Source organism: Maritalea mobilis (assembly GCF_004363175.1).
In the GTDB taxonomy this organism is placed as follows: Bacteria; Pseudomonadota; Alphaproteobacteria; order Rhizobiales; family Devosiaceae; genus Maritalea; species Maritalea mobilis.
Genome location: NZ_SNYR01000003.1, coordinates 363,371 through 380,152, shown reverse-complemented (window position 1 = coordinate 380,152; position 16,782 = coordinate 363,371). Strand labels below are relative to the sequence as shown.

The 16,782-nt window shown below is 53.1% G+C and carries 17 protein-coding genes; 10 read left to right on the top strand and 7 right to left on the bottom strand.

The annotated features are described in order from the left end of the window. Positions 1–4: 4 nt before the first annotated feature. Together ATL17_RS14555 and ATL17_RS14550 are read left to right on the top strand one after the other, a co-directional pair. Complete coding sequence (locus ATL17_RS14555) at positions 5–709, top strand: alpha/beta hydrolase (protein WP_133573541.1); 705 nt, start codon at positions 5–7, stop codon at positions 707–709. Between the two features lie 122 nt (positions 710–831). Continuing rightward, the gene (locus ATL17_RS14550; protein WP_133573540.1) at positions 832–1,494 is read left to right on the top strand and encodes a hypothetical protein; all 663 of its coding nucleotides are present in this window, start codon (positions 832–834) and stop codon (positions 1,492–1,494) included. Here the strand turns inward: ATL17_RS14550 and ATL17_RS14545 are convergent. Beyond that, complete coding sequence (locus tag ATL17_RS14545; protein ID WP_133573539.1) at positions 1,491–2,399, bottom strand: LysR family transcriptional regulator; 909 nt, start codon at positions 2,397–2,399, stop codon at positions 1,491–1,493. The two genes, ATL17_RS14550 and ATL17_RS14545, sit on opposite strands and share 4 nt — an antisense overlap. 462 nt (positions 2,400–2,861) lie before the next feature. Between ATL17_RS14545 and ATL17_RS14540 the strand changes: the two genes are divergently transcribed. The 3 genes from ATL17_RS14540 to ATL17_RS14530 all read left to right on the top strand — a co-directional run bounded on the left by ATL17_RS14540 (position 2,862) and on the right by ATL17_RS14530 (position 5,206). Further along, positions 2,862–3,068, top strand: coding sequence for a hypothetical protein (locus tag ATL17_RS14540; RefSeq protein WP_133573538.1), 207 nt, complete (start codon positions 2,862–2,864; stop codon positions 3,066–3,068). Positions 3,069–3,138: 70 nt separating this feature from the next. Continuing rightward, entirely contained in the window at positions 3,139–4,659 is a 1,521-nt protein-coding gene (locus tag ATL17_RS14535; RefSeq protein ID WP_133573537.1) for a YifB family Mg chelatase-like AAA ATPase, read from the top strand. A 4-nt stretch (positions 4,660–4,663) separates the two neighbouring features. After that, positions 4,664–5,206 carry a DinB family protein gene (locus tag ATL17_RS14530; protein WP_133573536.1) on the top strand — a complete coding sequence of 181 codons (543 nt, stop codon included), beginning with the start codon at positions 4,664–4,666 and terminating at the stop codon, positions 5,204–5,206. A 6-nt stretch (positions 5,207–5,212) separates the two neighbouring features. Here the strand turns inward: ATL17_RS14530 and ATL17_RS14525 are convergent, their stop codons facing one another. Further along, positions 5,213–5,779: a hypothetical protein gene (locus tag ATL17_RS14525; RefSeq protein WP_133573535.1), complete on the bottom strand. Its 567-nt coding sequence runs from the start codon at positions 5,777–5,779 to the stop codon at positions 5,213–5,215. A gap of 57 nt (positions 5,780–5,836) precedes the next feature. On the opposite strand from ATL17_RS14525, the gene ATL17_RS14520 reads away from it, so the two are divergent. Together ATL17_RS14520 and ATL17_RS14515 are read left to right on the top strand one after the other, a co-directional pair. Next, positions 5,837–6,256, top strand: coding sequence for a GNAT family N-acetyltransferase (locus tag ATL17_RS14520; RefSeq protein WP_133573534.1), 420 nt, complete (start codon positions 5,837–5,839; stop codon positions 6,254–6,256). Between the two features lie 130 nt (positions 6,257–6,386). Further along, positions 6,387–8,465: a S9 family peptidase gene (locus ATL17_RS14515; protein ID WP_208111219.1), complete on the top strand. Its 2,079-nt coding sequence runs from the start codon at positions 6,387–6,389 to the stop codon at positions 8,463–8,465. 96 nt (positions 8,466–8,561) lie between these two features. Here the strand turns inward: ATL17_RS14515 and aceA are convergent, their stop codons facing one another. Together aceA and ATL17_RS14505 are read right to left on the bottom strand one after the other, a co-directional pair. Then, on the bottom strand, positions 8,562–9,851 hold the full coding sequence (aceA, locus tag ATL17_RS14510) for an isocitrate lyase (RefSeq protein WP_133573533.1): 1,290 nt from the start codon (positions 9,849–9,851) through the stop codon (positions 8,562–8,564). Positions 9,852–9,978: 127 nt separating this feature from the next. Beyond that, positions 9,979–10,233, bottom strand: a complete 255-nt coding sequence (locus ATL17_RS14505; RefSeq protein WP_133573532.1) for a hypothetical protein — start codon at positions 10,231–10,233, stop codon at positions 9,979–9,981. A gap of 162 nt (positions 10,234–10,395) precedes the next feature. Here ATL17_RS14505 and ATL17_RS14500 point away from each other — a divergent pair, with 162 nt between their 5' ends. Beyond that, positions 10,396–11,808 (top strand): helix-turn-helix domain-containing protein, encoded by a 1,413-nt coding sequence (locus ATL17_RS14500; protein ID WP_133573531.1) that lies wholly within the window; start codon positions 10,396–10,398, stop codon positions 11,806–11,808. 370 nt (positions 11,809–12,178) lie between these two features. On the opposite strand, the gene hemW is transcribed toward ATL17_RS14500, so the two are convergent. The 3 genes from hemW to rph are packed head-to-tail and all read right to left on the bottom strand — an operon-like array spanning position 12,179 to position 14,700. Beyond that, positions 12,179–13,342, bottom strand: coding sequence for a radical SAM family heme chaperone HemW (gene hemW / locus ATL17_RS14495; protein ID WP_133573530.1), 1,164 nt, complete (start codon positions 13,340–13,342; stop codon positions 12,179–12,181). Beyond that, complete coding sequence (gene rdgB, locus ATL17_RS14490) at positions 13,335–13,973, bottom strand: RdgB/HAM1 family non-canonical purine NTP pyrophosphatase (protein ID WP_133573529.1); 639 nt, start codon at positions 13,971–13,973, stop codon at positions 13,335–13,337. Before rdgB ends, hemW begins: the two co-directional genes overlap by 8 nt. Position 13,974: 1 nt before the next feature. Further along, a complete protein-coding gene (gene rph, locus ATL17_RS14485) occupies positions 13,975–14,700 on the bottom strand; it encodes a ribonuclease PH (RefSeq protein WP_133573528.1) in 726 nt (241 codons plus the stop codon). A gap of 282 nt (positions 14,701–14,982) precedes the next feature. Here rph and hrcA point away from each other — a divergent pair, with 282 nt between their 5' ends. Then, positions 14,983–16,056, top strand: coding sequence for a heat-inducible transcriptional repressor HrcA (gene hrcA, locus ATL17_RS14480; protein ID WP_166639055.1), 1,074 nt, complete (start codon positions 14,983–14,985; stop codon positions 16,054–16,056). A gap of 84 nt (positions 16,057–16,140) precedes the next feature. Further along, a complete protein-coding gene (grpE, locus tag ATL17_RS14475; RefSeq protein WP_425462432.1) occupies positions 16,141–16,764 on the top strand; it encodes a nucleotide exchange factor GrpE in 624 nt (207 codons plus the stop codon). Positions 16,765–16,782: the final 18 nt, after the last annotated feature.

Sequence of the window (16,782 nt, the reverse complement as noted above, 5' to 3'; positions counted from 1 at the left end):
CCCAATGATTGAGCAAACGCATCAGCTTTCCGGCTCCAATAGTCCGTTCAATGTCACACATCTGGCCGTTGGCCCCAATGCGCCAACATTATTGTTTGCTGCCGGGCGCGGCGGCAGTCCGGATCGGCATCACGCCTTGCTGCACAGTTTTCACACAGCGGGTTTCAATGTGATTGCGCCACATTTTGAGATGCTGCCAGACCCAGTGCCGACGCGCGCCGAGTTACTGGAACGGCTAGACCGGCTTTGCGTCGCTGCAGATCAATTGGCGGTGCCCACTACGCGCTTGTTTGGCGTTGGCCATTCGATCGGTGCGAGCCTATTGCTCAATTTGGCCGGGGCAACGGCTTACACCATCAAGCGCGAGGCGATTGAGCACCCATTTTCCTTTAAATTTACGCATTTGGCACTGCTGACCCCTGCCATCGATTTCTTCCGTGGCCCCAACGCCTTAGACGCGCTTTCAACGCCATTGACTGTGGTCGGTGGCAGCGAGGACAATATTATCCCACCCAACGCGATCCAGCTTTTTGCCGGTCTCTGCCCGCCGCAATTGGAAGTGAGCGTGCAGATGGTGGTAGGCGCACACCATTTCAGCTTTATGGACCAAATGCCCCCGCATATTGCGGATCATAATCCCGAAGAACGGATGGCGGTTTTGGGTGGGCTGTATACGCACATCCAGCAGATTTTTGCACAAAAGGTGTAATCAAAACGACACGGTGGAACTATATGAATGTTCACGCGTTTCTGATATGAAGCCTTTCAAAAGGCGCGCTTTGCAAAAGAGTTTAGGCAAGGCCGCAAACAACGAAGTAATTGGGTGCTGTCTTGTCGAAATCGACCTCCAAATCAGTTTTGCTAGCGTTTTCCTTGTGCGTTCCCGCCCTTCAGGGCGCGGGCGCACAATCTTTGCCGGGCGATGTGCCGCCAACCACTATGGTTGACCCTGCGCCGGTGATGACCAGCGATGCGTTTGATGAGTCTGTGTTTATTTTCGGCGGGCGCTATCACAAAGGCTATTTCGGTCACACTTTCACGCCCAACCCGATCCCTGAAAATTTCTATGGTATAGCCCTTGGCTATCAGAAATTTTTCATCACCGATCCTGAAGGCTGGAATTGGGGCCTTGAAGCTGGTGTGGCTGGCCGCTTTGGCGAAGGCCCTGCCACTGCTGAAGTTTGGGCCGGTGGTGTTGGCCGCTATAATGGTTGGGTGCTGGGCGATACAGTTCGCGTTTCCCCGTCGCTTACGCTGGGCCTCAGCGCAGTCACTGACACATTTGGCATCGCGAAAGAGCGGGAAGAGGCACAGGATATTCCTGCCAATCTGCTCTTTTATGTGGGGCCGGAAATCAGTTTTTCCCATGTCGACAATCCAGAGCTTGAAGTGTTCTGGCGGGCGCAGCACCGCTCAGGCGCGTGGGGCACCACTGGTTTTGCGCCCATTGATGGCGCCAATGCTGGCATGGTTGGGGTGCGGTTTAAGTTTTAAATCCGTCGGTTAGGCATGGTTTCATCGAGCTTGGCAAACAGCCATTCTTCGAACCTTCTAACCTTTGGCCAATTTTCGCGCCCTTTGGGATAACACAGCCAAAGGGCCTTTTCTTCACGATGCACATAATCAAATGGCTGCACTAAACTGCCATTGGTCAGCTCAGGGTAAAACAATGCTGGGGTGAGCAGCGCCAGCGCATGGCCAGACAGCGCCGCGATGCCATTGATATATTGCACATCCAACACTGGGCCGCGCGCTTGTGCCATGCCTTTTGCATCAATGCCTTGCTGCTCGAGCCAAATGCGCCACCATGGATCGTGCGGGCTGGCCATGGGTAGCCCCATGATGTCTTCGGGCTTTTCAATCGTGTTTTCTTCTATAAAACATGGGGCAGCCATCACTGTATAATCGAAATGGAATAGCTTTTTGGCCACCAGCCCGGGCCAGTCGCCATGGCCGGATCGAATGGCAATGTCCATACCAGAGCTGTGAAAATCCAAGATCACATTGCTCGAAATATCCACTTTGACGGCCACATCACCATTATTGATGTGAAATCCACCAATATAGCGGGCCAGCCAGGAGCTGGCGAAGGTTTGCACCATGGTGATGGTCAGCAAATCATCGCGCTGGCCTTTGGCTTCTGCAAAGCCGCGCCGGATGATTTCAAAAGCTTCGGTTACGGATGGGGCCAGCCGCGCACCTGCTTCGCTTAGAATAACTTGGCGCGCATTGCGGATAAAAAGTGGCTCACCAAATCGATCTTCCAATTGCCGGATTTGATAGCTGATGGCGGCCTGGCTCATATTCAGCTCTTCAGCCGCTTTGGTGAAACTATTGTGTCGTGCCGCAGCATCAAATGCCCGCAACGCGGTGAGCGGAGGCAATGGGTCCAGCGCCATAGATAAAATCTCCTTATGCTAGAGGCCAGAGCTTTTGTTGGCCAACAGCATGGCCACAATTCATATTGTACGCAACATTTTTCTTTAAGGAGTTGAATAATGCCCTTACAAATTGCGTCGATACCCTTCAAATCACCCCTTCTGCGCAAAATCATTCACTTTGCGCAGCGTGGTCCGAACCTTAGTTCTCCTCAGCCGAGACCTAAAAAAACTAAATATAGCACATATCATTTGTCGCCGCATTTGCGGCGTGATCTCGGCATTGAGCCTTATGGGCATATCAAGCGTGGACGCTAATTTCGTTTTCCCTGACCAAGACAAAACCGAGGTGCGGAGCTGAACCTTTAAACTGATGACCATGCCATGCATAAAATTTACTTATGCTAGAGGTCATAGCTTTTGTTGGTCAAAGGCACGGTTGAGGTTCATGCTCTTAGCACCCCTTCAGCAAAGGAGCTGCACATGACCAACTTCCCTAAACCGAACCATGGCTTTTTTGCCCGCTGGCGCAAAAGCTCCCCTTCAACTGAAACCGCGATTAACACCGCAATGGTGGAGAAAAAGCCCACTGCATCCCATCATATGGACAACCCATTGCCGCCACGCATGCAGCGTGATGTGGGCTTGATGGGCGGCATGTTCTCAACTGCATTGGGCAGACGTTCCTGAAACGTTCTTGCGTGTGACCATATCCCCTGCTAGGCTTCGTGATAATACTTAGTTTGGTTTTTGGAAATTTATGGTCACGCGCATTCAAACGGTCGCGTTTCAGGGCATTCATACTGTGCCTATTGACGTGCAAGTGCAGGTCGCCAATGGCATGCCTGCTTTCAATATTGTTGGATTGGCCGATAAGGCCGTGGCGGAAAGTAAGGAGCGGGTGCGCGCTGCGCTCAATGCATCCGGCTTGTCGCTGCCCCCCAAACGCATTGTCGTCAATCTCGCCCCCGCTGATTTACCGAAAGAAGGCAGCCATTATGATTTACCCATCGCCTTAGGCCTTATGGCCGCGATTGGGGCGATCTCGCCTGATATGGCCAATGGCTATTTGGTCTTGGGCGAATTGGCTTTGGATGGCCGCATTTCGCCGGTTGCAGGGGTGTTGCCCACTGCCATTGCGGCCCAGACCATGGAACTTGGCTTAATCTGCCCTAACGCAGCTGGACCGGAAGCGGCATGGGCGAGCAACGAGCTTGATATTGTGGCGCCGGAAAGCCTATTGGCGCTGATCAACCATTTAAAAGGGGCGCAAATGTGCGCCCGTCCGCAACCCAAGCGGCAGGAGATGGGCGCTGATCTGCCCGATATGGCCGACATTAAGGGGCAAGAAGGCGCCAAACGGGCGCTGGAAGTGGCCGCCGCTGGAGGCCATAATTTCTTGATGGTTGGGCCGCCCGGTGCGGGCAAGTCCATGTTGGCGGCGCGACTCCCTTCTATTTTACCGCCCCTAAATCCGCGCGAGCTGCTGGATGTGTCCATGGTGCAATCGGTCGCCGGACAGTTGGCGGGCGGGCAATTGTCTGATCGACGGCCCTTCCGCGCTCCGCACCATTCTGCGTCGATGGCCGCGCTGGTGGGGGGCGGATTAAAGGTGAAGCCGGGGGAAGTGTCACTTGCCCATAATGGGGTGCTGTTTTTAGATGAATTGCCCGAATTTTCGCCGCAAGTGTTGGACAGTTTGCGCCAACCTCTGGAAAGCGGTGAAACGGTGATTGCCCGCGCAAATCATCGGGTCAGCTACCCGTCGCAATTCCAACTGATCGCGGCCATGAATCCGTGTAAATGCGGCATGGCGGGCACGCCGGGGCACACGTGCCGCCGGGGCGATCGTTGTGCAGCTGATTATCAGGCCCGCCTGTCCGGCCCGTTTTTGGATCGAATTGATATTCGGGTGGATGTGCCCGCTGTATCTGCCCTTGATATGATTGATCAAGGCAAGGCAGAACCGAGCAAATCCATCGCGCAACGGGTGGCGCGGGCGCGCCAGGTGCAGCAAGATCGCTATGCGGATTTGGCAGATAAAGGCATTCACACCAATGCCAAGGCCAGCGCAAATATCATTGAAAAAGTGGTCGAGTTGAAAAGTGATTCCAAGCAGCTTCTGGTCAATGCAGCGGAAAAGTTCAATCTGTCGGCCCGGGCCTATCACCGGGTTTTAAAGGTGGCCCGCACCTTGGCAGATTTGGAAAATCAGGCCAATGTGGAGCGACATCATGTGGCCGAATCCCTCGGCTATAGGCTTAATTTTAATCTGGGATAGACTTATGGACCCTGTGGCCCGCCCCTTTGTGAAGTTGGCGCAGAATAATCGGCTCGCCAATTATCGCTTGCTCACCGCCATTTCAGCGCTGGACATGAATGAATTTAAAAAGGAACGCACATCCTTTTTCCCGTCCTTATGGGAAACCTTGAACCATATTCTGGTGGTTGACTGGTATTATGTTGACGCGCTTGAAGGCGGCAATCTTGGCGTTGATGCATGGAAGGATGAAACACCGTTTGATGATCCCGCGGCACTGCGTGACGCGCAAAGCGAAGTGGATGAGCGGTTGGTCTCATTTTGCCAAAATCTAGATGCGGCAAAGTTGGAAGCAATCGTGCACTTACACAACACCACTGAGCCCGCGGAAAATGTGTTGTTGCATCTGTTTCAGCACCAAATTCACCATCGTGGGCAAGCCCATGCGATGCTCGCTGGCAGTCCAGTTAAGCCTCCCCAATTAGACGAATTTCTGTTCGCCATTGATCAACCTTATCGCGCGGAGGATCTTGCCGCGATTGGCTGGACGGAGACTGATCTGGTTTAACTGCGCTTATTTATCCCGCGCCGTCGGCAAATAGCGCAAATTGTTTGCATCCAGCTTTGCCTTTTTCGCCAATTTCTGAAAACTGGTTTTGCGCTTGGAGAGTTTGAACGGCAAGCCTTTGCTCAGCCCCAACGCGTCGCCCTTCACCCGCTGTATGTCTGTGAACATGATGTAGATGGATTGGGCGCATTGCCATTGTCCACCGGGCACTTTGGTGTAAGGATTGACGCTGTTGGCCTGATAGCGGAAGCAAGTTTGCGGAAACCCATCTTTGCCTTTGTTCACCTTCCACTCGCCGCGCACAATGGCCCGATTGCCGGGATACCAGAGATAGGTTTTGCCATTTGGCGCAAAATATTCGACTTGGGTGCCATAGGGCTTGTTATAAGTCATCACTGTGTTGCCCGCATAATAGGATTTCACCTTGCGGACCCGGGCTGTATTTTCGACCAAAAAGGCTTCATTGATGCCCTTTGGCGCTTGCGCAAATGAGGTTGAAATTGAACCATTGCTCAGGCCCACAACCAAGCCAGCCAAAACCAAGACACGACATAAACGCTTTATAAAATTCATTTTAAAAATCCACTCTGCACGTTATGTGCGATCCAACCAAATATAGATGAAGCCAACATGACCAAGATTCAGATCGAACACAAGACGCCTACCCCGCAAGAATATTGCGATATGCGGGTTTTAGCTGGCCTACAGCCTAAATCTTTAGACGCGGCGCAAATCGCCATGAAGAATTCGCTATTTGGCGTGTGTTTGCGTGATGAACAGGGCGCCTTGATTGGCATGGGACGCGTTATTGGAGATGGCGGTTGCTTTGCGCAAGTAACAGACATTGCTGTCGCACCCATCCATCAAGGCAAGGGTTTGGGCAAGCAGATTTTGCAAGCCATTGATGAATATATCAAAGCCAATTTGCCCACCTCCTGCTGGGTGAATTTGTTTGCCGATGGGGAGGCCCATCACCTTTATCGCCAATATGGGTTTGAATTTACGGCCCCCCATTCTGTGGGGATGGCACAAAAGATGAGAACCGCCTAAAAGCTCGGGCGCGCGTGGACTTCAATGTGGCTCAATTCAAGTGCGAGTTTATCGGTTAAACGGATAAATTCATCCTTGTTCGGCGGCAAATGCGCCTCATCTCTTTGGCATTCTGCCAAGGAGCACTTATATGTCATATTCAATCAAATCATCTGGGCTGGCCGCCACGGTCGCCTGTTCAATTTTACTTTCAATGGCCGGAGGCACAATGGCACCCGCATTTGCATCTTCCCCCCAATATGACCTTATTCCGCGCGAAGCGCTGTTGGGCAATCCCACCCAATCGCAAGGCCGCATCAGCCCCGATGGGAAATGGCTAAGCTGGCTCGCACCAAAAGATGGGGTGATGAATGTGTGGGTGGCGCCCGCAGACGCGCCAGACGAAGCCCGCGTGATCACGCAAGATAAGTTGCGCGGCATCAATGCCCATTTCTGGACCCCAGATAGCGCTTATATTCTGACCCAACAGGATAAAGGCGGCGATGAGAATTTCCATCTTTACGCCACCAATATTGAAACCGCAGAAACCCGCGATCTTACGCCCATCAAGGATGGGGCGCGGGCACAAATGTTGCAAATGAATAAGGATTATCCCGGCCGCGCCATTATCGGCATTAATGAGCGTGATCCGCAATTTTTTGATCTTTATGAGCTGGATTATCACACAGGCGAAATGAGCCTGTTGGCCGAAAATCCGGGCTATGGCGGCTGGGAAATTGATAATAGCCTCACCCCGCGTTTTGCAGTGGAAACCATTCCCGGTGGCGGCGCCAATATTTATCATGTGAACGCCAAAGGCGAAAAAGGCGAACTGTTTCAATCCATTGAAAATGATGATTTTTTCAATACCAGCCTGATCGGGTTCACCAAAGATAATAAGAGCATTTATATGCTCGACAGCCGTGGGCGCGACAAAGCCGCCTTCACCAAGGTGGAAATTGAGACCGGCAAGGTAACGGAAATTGCCAGCAGCGATCTCGCAGATATTTCGAACATCGCGTCAGACCCGGTGACGCTGGAGCCGCTGGCTTATGCAGTCAATCATTTGAAGGCAGAATGGACTGCTTTAGATCCGTCTGTCGAAGATGATCTTGCCTATTTGAAATCACAGTTCAAAGGCCAGATCAGCATCACCAGTGCCACGCGCGACAATCGCAAATGGGTGGTGGTTGATGATGCGGCGGAAGCGCCGGGCACCTTCCAGCTTTATGATCGCGACAGCAAAACATTGACCGAACTGTTCTCCAGCCGCCCAGCCCTCGCCGACGCGCCATTGCAACCTATGCATCCCGTGGCGATTAAAGCGCGCGATGGGTTGGAACTGGTGAGCTATTACACTTTGCCACCGGGCAGCGATGAAGATGGTGACGGCATTCCAGATAAGCCTGTGCCAACCCTATTGTGGGTGCATGGCGGGCCGTGGGCACGCGATGGCTATGGCTATAACGCCACCCACCAGTGGATGGCCAACCGAGGCTATGCGGTGCTTAGCGTCAATTATCGCGGCTCAACTGGCTTTGGCAAAAATCACGTCAATAAAGCCATCGGCGAATGGTCTGGCAAAATGCATGATGATTTGATCGATGCCGTCGACTGGGCAATCGAACAAGGCATTGCCGACCCTGACAAGGTTGCCATTGGTGGCGGCTCTTATGGTGGCTATGCCACGTTGGTGGGCGTTACCTTCACGCCAGACAAATTTGCCTGCGGCGTTGATATTGTGGGCCCGTCTAATCTGGTGACCCTGATGGAGAGCTTCCCGCCCTATTGGCGACCTGTTTTGGAAGGCACCTTCTATCGTCATATTGGTGATCCGGCCAAGCCAGAAGATCGGGAACGCATTGTGGCCCAGTCGCCTTTGACCCATGTGGACAAGATCAAAGTGCCGCTCTTGATTGGCCAAGGGGCAAACGACCCACGCGTCACCAAAATCGAGGCAGATCAAATCGCTGATGCGATGAAGGAAAAGAATTTGCCGGTGACTTATTTGAATTACACCGATGAAGGTCACGGCTTCCAACGCCCAGAAAACCGCCTCAGCTTCTTTGCGACCATGGAAGGCTTTTTGGCCGAATGTCTGGGTGGTCGTGCCGAGCCGATTGGCGATGCTTTTAAAGGCTCATCTGCCGAAATCCTTGCAGGCATTGATGAGGTGAAAGGCCTGGCCGAAGCCAGCAAAGCTTTAGCATCTGGCCAAAAGGCCGACTAATTTGAATAAAAAAACCGGCGGGGAAACCCGCCGGTTGAGTTTTGACTTTTGGCCGTCAACTGTGGGGACAACGACCTATTGCCAAAGGGTAGATGCTTAGAACTGTGCAGTTTCGGTGGATTCGGCCATGGCTGTGGTTGAGCTGGAGCCTTGGCTAACCGCCATGGAAACGGCATCGAAATAGCTGGTGCCCACTTCGCGCTGGTGCCGTGTGGCCGAAAAGCCGCGGCTTTCCGCACCAAATTCTGCCTGCTGCAATTCTGAATACGCCGCCATGCCGCGATCCTTATAGCGGCTCGCCAGATCAAATGTGGTGTAGCTGAGATTGTGGAAGCCAGCCAAGGTGATGAACTGATATTTATAGCCCATCGCGCCCAATTCAGCTTGGAATTTCTCCATCTCTGCTTCACCCATATGCTTCGCCCAGTTGAACGATGGTGAGCAGTTATAAGCCAGCATTTGCTCTGGATATTCGCGCTTGATCGCTTCAGCAAAGCGGCGGGCATCATCCAGATTTGGCGTTGAGGTTTCGCACCAGATCAAATCCGCATATGGCGCATAAGCCAAACCACGGGCAATCGCGGCATCAAACCCACCTTTCAGGCGATAGAAGCCTTCTTCGGTGCGCTCGCCCGTTACAAATGGTGCGTCATATTCATCAACGTCTGAGGTGATCAACCGTGCCGCTTCCGCATCCGTCCGTGCCATAATCAATGTGGGCACGCCCATAACGTCAGATGCCAAACGCGCGGCGTTCAATGTGCGGACGAAGGTTTTTGTTGGCACCAGAACCTTGCCGCCTAAGTGGCCGCATTTCTTTTCAGACGCCAATTGATCTTCAAAGTGTACCGCGGCGGCACCTGCTTCAATCATGGCTTTCATCAATTCAAAGGCGTTCAACTGACCGCCAAACCCGGCTTCCGCGTCAGCAATAATCGGTGCGAAGAAATCATAATCGGTGGTGCTTTCACCAGACAGTTTTTCCATTGTCTGGATCTGGTCTGCCCGTTGTAGCGCCTTGTTGATGCGCTTAACGATGGCGGGCACGCTGTCCGCAGGGTAAAGCGATTGGTCAGGATACATATTGCCTGAATTGTTCGCATCTGCCGCAACCTGCCAGCCGGACAAATAGATGGCTTTCAGCCCCGCTTTGATCTGCTGCACCGCTTGGTTGCCCGTGAAGGTGCCGAGGGTCGGCACATAATCTTCACTATGCAAAAGCTGCCACAATTTTTTGGCGCCATTTTCCGCCAATGAATGTTGGATCGGCAGCGATCCCGCCAATTTGGCCACATCTTCTGGCGTATAGTTGCGTTTGATATTTTTCCAGCGGTCTGGTGCCCATTCTGGGGCTTTGAACTGATTTTGTTGGTTGCGGTCGAGCATATCTCTTCTCCCTTTAGATATACCCCTCCCAGCCGCCGGGAGACCCCGGCGGTGGACACCGCATGAGCTACGGCATCGTTTGGAGGGTAGAATAGTCAGTAAATTTGGCGCTTAGCCCTGATGAGACTTATTGTCCTTGCCGGGGGCTGGACCGGCGGAAGGTGGCGGCGATCATTTGCGCGCCTTCAAACATATCGGTGCTGGGATTATCGCCATCCGCTAAGGCAAACCGATGTTTATCGACAGGACCAACAATCGCATAACCCTCTGCATCGAGGCCGCGCGCCTTAAACTGACGCATGGCGTCAGCCACAGTGCGCGCAATGATTGTGATGTACTGATCTTGCGTTTGCGTGTGGGGCATTTCGATTGTGTGTGTCATTGTAATTCTCCATTTTCGGGCCAATCCCGAAGTGACCATGTAAAGATTTGACAAACGGGATCGAAATGCAAGATAATTCGTAATATCAAGGTGTTAAGCTGTAAATCCTTGTAAAGTGGCGCAGAAATATCTGTAAATTTCTGTAAAGTTCGGGAGGGACAAATGGATAAGGCCGGACCACAAATTGGCGGTAAAATCAGGCGCTTACGGCGGCAAAAACATGTGAGCCAAGCAGATCTGGCCAATGCGCTGGGCATCTCTGCGAGCTATTTGAACCTTCTGGAACACAATCGCCGCAACATTACGGTGCCACTGCTTTTTAAGCTCGCGGGCCATTTTGGCATTGAGCCGGGCGAGCTGGTGGAAAGTGATGAGGGGCAGTTGGTTGGCGATCTGATGGAGCTTTTTGGCGATGATATTTTCGCCGATAGCGACCTCACCAATCATGAAATTCGCGATCTCGCTTTTTCCAACCCTAATGCCGCGCGGGCGATATTGCGTCTGTTTGATAAATATCAGGAAACCAAAGGTGGCGTTGCAACGCAGGCAAGTGACCAGCAAAGCGCGGTTGGCTATCATATGGCCACCGAGGCCATCTCAGATTTTATTCAGGAAAACGCCAATCACTTTCCGGCGCTGGAGGCGGCAGCTGAGCGGGTGCGCCACGACATTGATCAGGCCGCAGACAATTTTGAATATGGGATGAAGGCCTATCTGGCTAATGTGTTTGGCATTGAATGCAAATTGGCGTCGCTGCCCCATGGCGTGGCCCAACGTTTTGACGAGAATATATCGCGGCTATTCATTTCCGATGTGTTGGCACCAGAGACGGCGCTTTTCGCCGTGGCCCATCGGCTAGCGCTTCTCTCAGCGGAACATGAAATCAATCGCATAATTGATCAATCCACGCTGCCGGAAGAAGGCGATGCACCGCTTTTGGCCCGCAATGTATTGGCCTCTTATTTCAGCGCGGCGCTGGTGATGCCTTATGAGCCCTTTTTGCGCGCCTGCCGCGAATTTCGCTATGACGTAGAACGTATTTCCCGGCGCTTTGGCGCCAGCTTTGAGCAGGTTTGCCACCGCATGACCACCCTGCAACGCCCCGGTGCGCAAGGCATTCCGATGCATTTGGTGCGCACTGATATTGCGGGCAACATCTCCAAGCGCTTCTCCCTTTCCGGCATCCACATTCCGCGCCATTCCGGCGCTTGCCCGCGCTGGAATATCTATTCCGCCTTTTTGCAGCCGGAAAAGGTTAATATTCAAATCTCGCAAATGCCCGATGGGGAAAGCTATTTCTGCATTGCCAAAAGCATCGCCAAGGGCGGCTATCGCCACAACGCCCCGCGGCGGCATCTTTCCATTGGTTTGGGTTGCCATATCTCGCACGCGAAAGAGATGATTTATGCGGACGGTATTGATTTGAAAGATCAAAGCCAATTGGTGCCCATCGGCGTCGGCTGTCGCATCTGCCCCCGCCTCGAATGCGGCCAACGCGCCCATCCCCCTGCTGATCATCGCTTCCATTTGGACAGTTCGCAAAAGCTGGAGAATCTTTACGCGAAGATGCGGTAGTGCATTGGGCTGATTGTTTGGTCTCGCGGCTAATCGGTGTTCTTTTACGCGCCGCCACCATTCGCTGCGTCCATTACCCCGGCGCCCTCGTCAATGGGTGCCCCGATTTTGTAATGTGCTTTGATAATAGTCCCTTGGCGGCCGCCCCGGATTTGATCCGGGGCCAATTAGCCCATTTTGTGAGACACGGCACCTATTACCCTCTCCAGCGTCATTGCAAGACTTGATCTTGCAATCCAATTCAGTGCTCGTTTCGGCACGCGCTGAGAAAAATATCGATTACTTTGCGTCTTTGCCTGCGTGAAATGGATTACCGGATCAAGTCCGGTAATGACGGGAGGGGGATTGGAAGCGGCAGACCAGCCGACCCTTACGCCGCCAAATCCGCCACCACCGCATCAAGCACGGGAAAGCCTTTGTCGGTGACGCGCAAATTGCCGTTGTCGAGATATTCGATAAAGCCAATGCCCATCAAATGTTCGATCTGTTCGGATTTGAGAGGTTGGCCTGCCAATTGCTGGAACCGCACGGGGTCAATGCCGGTTTTGAGGCGCAAGCCCATCAGCAGATATTCGTCACCCTGTTCGCTGCGAGAAAGGGCATCATATTCGATGAAACCAACGCCCTTTTCATCCACCCGTTCGGCCCATTTAAAGGGCATGCGCTCGGTGGAGGTGGCGATGCGTTTGTCGGCGATGACCAGGCGGCCATGGGCGCCGGGGCCGATGCCCGCATATTGGCCATAGTGCCAGTAAATCAAATTGTGGCGGCTTTCTTCGCCTGGCTGGGCATGGTTGGAGATTTCATAGGCGGGCAGCCCATGATCTTCGCAGATTTCCTGCGTCAGCTCATAAAAATGCGCGCCGAGATCGCTGTCAGGCATTTGCAATTTCCCAGCCTGAAACAGGTCAAAATAGCGGGTGCCTTCTTCAATGGTCAGCTGGTAGAGCGAAATGTGACGGTCGGCGATGGAAAGGGCTTCCAGCAGCTCGTCTTCCCATTCTTTTAGGCTCTGGTGTGGCCGGGCATAGATCAGATCATAGGAGAATCGATCAAAGGTTGACCGAGCCAAATCCAGCGCCTTTTTCGCTTCGTCAACGGAGTGCAAGCGGCCAAGCGCAGCTAGTGGTTCGGCCCGCAAGCTTTGCACACCAAGGGACACGCGGTTTACGCCAGCTAAGCGGTAATTTTGAAACTTTTCCTGCTCAACACTGGTGGGGTTTGCCTCCAAGGTGATTTCCACATTGTTGGCCAAGCGCCAATTTTGATTGATTGCCGAAATGATCCGTTCGACGCTGCGCGGGTCCATCAAAGAGGGGGTGCCGCCGCCAAAAAAGATGGAGCTGACCACTTGGTTCGGCACCAATTGGGCCTGATGCTCAATCTCTTTGATGTAGCGGTCCACATAGGCTACCTCATCAAACGCGCCGCGATGCACATGCGAATTGAAGTCGCAATAGGGGCATTTGGCGGCGCAGAAGGGCCAATGGACATAAACGCCGAAAAGTTCAGGATCGGTGGCAAAATCAGCCAATGCAGCAGGCCTTTACAAATTTGGAGAAGGCGCGCGAGCGGTGGGACAATCCAATTTTATCTGGCGCCCAAGCGTGTTTCTCATCTTCGGTCATTTCGCCGAAAGTGCGGTTGTGCCCTTCTGGCAAGAACATGGGGTCATAGCCGAAGCCTTTTTCGCCACGGGGCGGCCATACGAGTGTGCCGGAAACACGGCCCTCAAAACATTCGGTATCGCCTTCCGGTGTGGCGAGGCACAGCACCGCCACAAAGTCTGCTGTGCGCTGGCCCGGGCCCATGGCGCCTTTTTGCATCAGCTCTGTGTGCACCTTGACCATGGCATTGCCAAAATCGCGTTCTGGACCACCCCAGCGGGCAGAATAAATGCCCGGCGCGCCATCCAGCGCATCAACGCTGAGGCCAGAATCGTCGGCCAACGCCCACAAATTGGCGGCTTTTGCTGCCGCGAGGGCCTTTAGCTCGGCATTTTCGTGATAGGTGGTGCCAGTTTCTTCCGGCTCCGGCAAATCAAGTTCTGCCGCGGAAACAAGTTCCAAGCCGAACGAAGACAGAAGTGTGCGCAATTCACGCACCTTGCCCTCATTGTGGCTGGCCACCACCAGTTTTTGGCCGCGTTCCAAGGTCAGTGCCATGTTAAATTGTTTCCCCGTTCAAAACCCGCTTTTGCATGTCGACCAACTCGCCAATGCCCTTTTGCGCTAAACCGATCAAGCTTAGCAATTCGTCAGCGCTGAAGGGCGCTTCTTCGGCAGTGCCTTGAATTTCAACAAATTTTCCAGCGCCAGTCATCACGAAATTGGCGTCTGTTTCCGCCGCGCTATCTTCGTCATAATCTAGATCAAGCACTGGGGTGCCTTGATAAACGCCGCAGGAAATGGCCGCGAGGTGATCGCGGATTACATTCTCACCGACCAGCTCCCGTTCTTTCATCCACGCAATAGCATCGGCCATGGCGATAAACGCGCCGGTGATGGAGGCTGTGCGGGTGCCGCCGTCGGCTTCGATCACGTCGCAATCCACAGTGATTTGGTTTTCGCCCAAGGCCTGCATGTCGATTACGGCGCGGAGTGAGCGGCCGATAAGCCGTTGAATTTCTTGGGTGCGGCCAGATTGCTTGCCTGCAGTGGCTTCCCGGCGCATGCGCTGGCCGGTGGAGCGAGGCAGCATGCCATATTCGGCAGTGACCCAGCCCAAACCCTGACCACGCCGCCATGGCGGCAGATTGGTTTCAACGCTTGCAGTGCACAATACGCGGGTATTGCCAAAGCTGATCATGCACGACCCTTCGGCATGGTTAGAGACATTGCGTTCAATTTTCACTGACCGCATTTGATCGGGCGCGCGTTTGGAGGGTCGCATGATTTTTCCTTATGCTTTAAGCGTTTGACCCAGCCTCTTAGCGGCTTCAAAGCGCAAGGTAAAGGGATCGTTAATATGGATTTTGCTCCGGGCAGCCCCCAAATGGCAAAAAGGTGAAAAATTACAAGAATTTCAACTATAATTATGCAAATTTTCGCAAAATTTTAGCAGAGCTCTAAAGTGTGTGGACAGGTGCCGAAGGGCTTCAATTTGATCAGGGGCTTGGCCTTGGCGCAAACAGCGCTTAAATAGGAAAAGTAATCACCAAATTGATGGATGAGTATGACCAACAACCAAGATTTTCTATCTGTGCTCAATGCGCGTTCGCAGGATATTTTCCGGCGGCTGGTTGAACGTTATTTGGAAACCGGCGAACCGGTTGGCTCACGCCAATTGTCGCGCGCATTGGATATTTCATTGTCCCCCGCCTCCGTACGCAATGTGATGGCGGATTTGGAGGATTTGGGATTGATCGCCGCACCGCACACTTCTGCGGGGCGTGCCCCCACTCAGTCTGGTTTACGCTTCTTTGTGGACGCCATGTTGGAAGTGGGCGCGGTGAATGAAGAAGAGCGCCGCGCGATCACGCAAAATTTTGCCGATGTGGCACAGCATGAAAAGGTCGAAGATGTTTTGACCCAAGCCAGCCAAGTGCTTTCTGGCCTGTCGCGCGGGGCCGGGTTGGTTTTGGCGCCGAAGGCTGACATCGTGCTCAAGCATATTGAATTTGTGCAGCTTGAGAAAAACCTCGCCATGGCCGTGATGGTGGGCGAAGATGGGCATGTGGAGAACCGCGTGTTCCCCATTCCTCCGGGCCTGACCATGAGTGAGCTGGCACAGGCCTCGAACTATCTGTCGAGCTTTGTGGTGGGCCACACGCTGAAAGAAGCGCTGCAGCAAATGGAAAAAGCGCAGCAGCGCCAGCAAACTGAATTGGACGATTTGACCAACAGTTTGGTGGAGGCTGGGTTAGCGACCCTTTCCAAAGACACGAATGACCAAAGCCCCACCTTGATTGTGCGGGGTCGCGCCAATTTGATCAATGACACTATGGCCAATGAAGAATTGGACAAGGTGCGCCAGCTTTTTGATGAGCTGGAAAGCAAAAAGGCGATTATCGACCTGCTTTCTGATACAAGGGATGCGGACGGGGTGCGGATTTTTATCGGCTCGGAAAACAAATTATTTTCCCTGTCCGGCTCCTCGGTCATTTTGTCGCCCTTTACCGACCATAATGACAAAGTTGTCGGGGTTGTGGGGGTGATTGGCCCCACCCGGCTCAATTATGCCCGGATTGTGCCTGCTGTGGATTATACGGCCCATGTGGTCTCAAAATTGATCCATAAGCGGGGCTGAGGCCAAGACAGAGCTTGAAATTGATCGCCCAATGGTCGATATGCGGGGCAACAGCGAATTTAAATCAATAGAGTTAGAAGCCAAATGATGAGCGACGACGAAAAAAAGCTAGACGAAACCGAAGTTCAGGACGCGGCAGCAGGTGCCGAAGCGCAACAAGGCGCTGATGCGCCTGAAGCGGCTGATCCGCATTCGGCTTTGGAAAGTGAAAACGCCAAACTGAAAGATCGTTTGTTGCGCGCAGTTGCCGAAATGGAAAATCTGCGCAAGCGGACCGAACGCGATGTGAAAGATGCACGCCAATATGCGATTGCCAATTTCGCCCGCGATATGTTGACCGCGACTGACAATCTTTCTCGCGCGTTGATGACCATGCCGCAAGAAGCGCGTGACGAAGCGGAAGGCACATTTAAATCCCTGATTGAAGGGGTGGAGATGACCGAACGCGAAATGATCCGCCTGTTGGAAAAGAACGGCATTAAGAAAATTGAGCCGAAAGGCGAAAAATTTGACCCGCATTTCCACCAAGCCATGTTTGAAGTGCCCAACCCGGACGTAGCCGAAGGCACAGTGACTGAAGTGGTGCAAGCTGGCTATGTGATTGGCGAGCGCGTGTTGCGCCCAGCCATGGTGGGCGTGGCCAAAGGTGGGCCAAAAGTTGCGCCTGCAGCAGCCGACCAAGGCGAAAATATCGATAAGTCAGTCTAATTTTTTAAATTAGCGAAT

Coding starts and splice junctions, on each gene's coding strand:
- ATL17_RS14540 (WP_133573538.1), top strand. CDS start 2,862: ATGACCAACTTCCCTAAACCGAACCATGGCTTTTTTGCCCGCTGGCGC.
- ATL17_RS14530 (WP_133573536.1), top strand. CDS start 4,664: ATGGACCCTGTGGCCCGCCCCTTTGTGAAGTTGGCGCAGAATAATCGG.
- ATL17_RS14535 (WP_133573537.1), top strand. CDS start 3,139: ATGGTCACGCGCATTCAAACGGTCGCGTTTCAGGGCATTCATACTGTG.
- ATL17_RS14555 (WP_133573541.1), top strand. CDS start 5: ATGATTGAGCAAACGCATCAGCTTTCCGGCTCCAATAGTCCGTTCAAT.
- ATL17_RS14520 (WP_133573534.1), top strand. CDS start 5,837: ATGACCAAGATTCAGATCGAACACAAGACGCCTACCCCGCAAGAATAT.
- grpE (WP_425462432.1), top strand. CDS start 16,141: ATGATGAGCGACGACGAAAAAAAGCTAGACGAAACCGAAGTTCAGGAC.
- ATL17_RS14500 (WP_133573531.1), top strand. CDS start 10,396: ATGGATAAGGCCGGACCACAAATTGGCGGTAAAATCAGGCGCTTACGG.
- ATL17_RS14515 (WP_208111219.1), top strand. CDS start 6,387: ATGTCATATTCAATCAAATCATCTGGGCTGGCCGCCACGGTCGCCTGT.
- aceA (WP_133573533.1), bottom strand. CDS start 9,851: ATGCTCGACCGCAACCAACAAAATCAGTTCAAAGCCCCAGAATGGGCA.
- ATL17_RS14545 (WP_133573539.1), bottom strand. CDS start 2,399: ATGGCGCTGGACCCATTGCCTCCGCTCACCGCGTTGCGGGCATTTGAT.
- ATL17_RS14525 (WP_133573535.1), bottom strand. CDS start 5,779: ATGAATTTTATAAAGCGTTTATGTCGTGTCTTGGTTTTGGCTGGCTTG.
- hrcA (WP_166639055.1), top strand. CDS start 14,983: ATGACCAACAACCAAGATTTTCTATCTGTGCTCAATGCGCGTTCGCAG.
- rdgB (WP_133573529.1), bottom strand. CDS start 13,973: ATGGCACTGACCTTGGAACGCGGCCAAAAACTGGTGGTGGCCAGCCAC.
- ATL17_RS14505 (WP_133573532.1), bottom strand. CDS start 10,233: ATGACACACACAATCGAAATGCCCCACACGCAAACGCAAGATCAGTAC.
- rph (WP_133573528.1), bottom strand. CDS start 14,700: ATGCGACCCTCCAAACGCGCGCCCGATCAAATGCGGTCAGTGAAAATT.